Here is a 624-nt window from a genome sequence, read left to right on the forward strand (position 1 = left end):
ACGCCCGTTCGACCCTTGGGACATGCGTATTTCGGGCGGATCGTGACGATCACCTCGTAGCGCGCCGGGACCCGGTCGAGCCGTTCCGTCCGGTCCTCGCCGATCCGGACCATGTTGCCGCAACCGCAGGGACAAGCGATGCTCTCGGGCTCGATCACGCGCTCGACCCGCGGCAGGTGTTCGGGCAGTGCACGGGCCTTCCGCTCCTTGCGAGGAGCGGCCTTTTCCGGATCGGATGTGCTGGCTTCGATCTTTTTCTCGACGGCGGCGATCCGCGCCTGTGTTTCGGCGATCGCCGTTTCAAGGTCTTCCAGCGCCAGTTCCATCTGCGCCGGATCTAGCTTTTCCGATTTCGGCCCGAACTTCGTGCGCCGATAGTCGTGAACCTGCCCCTCAAGCTTCTCGATCAGTTCCTTCAACTCGGAGATGAACGCGTCCTTTTCGGCCACCACAGCCTGCTCATGCTGACGTGCRGCACGCTCGACCGACAGCTCGAACTGCATCGCCGCAAAGGCTTTGACAACCTCTGGCGGAAGGTCCGGAAACAGGCTGAGATCAAGGGGCGATGACATGCGCCGTTATAGCAAGGCAGCACGAAAAAGCCAAACAAAACAATGCAAAGAC

The 624-nt window shown here is 61.0% G+C and carries 1 protein-coding gene; it reads right to left on the reverse strand.

The genetic code is table 11. The features are described from left to right. Positions 1–572, reverse strand: a 572-nt coding sequence (locus AC1D2R_RS32220; RefSeq protein WP_477973882.1) for an IS66 family transposase, incomplete at its 3' end; no start/stop codon positions are given. Positions 573–624 lie beyond the last annotated feature (52 nt).

The sequence above is a fragment of the Rhizobium sp. P1_C7 genome (assembly GCF_056406295.1).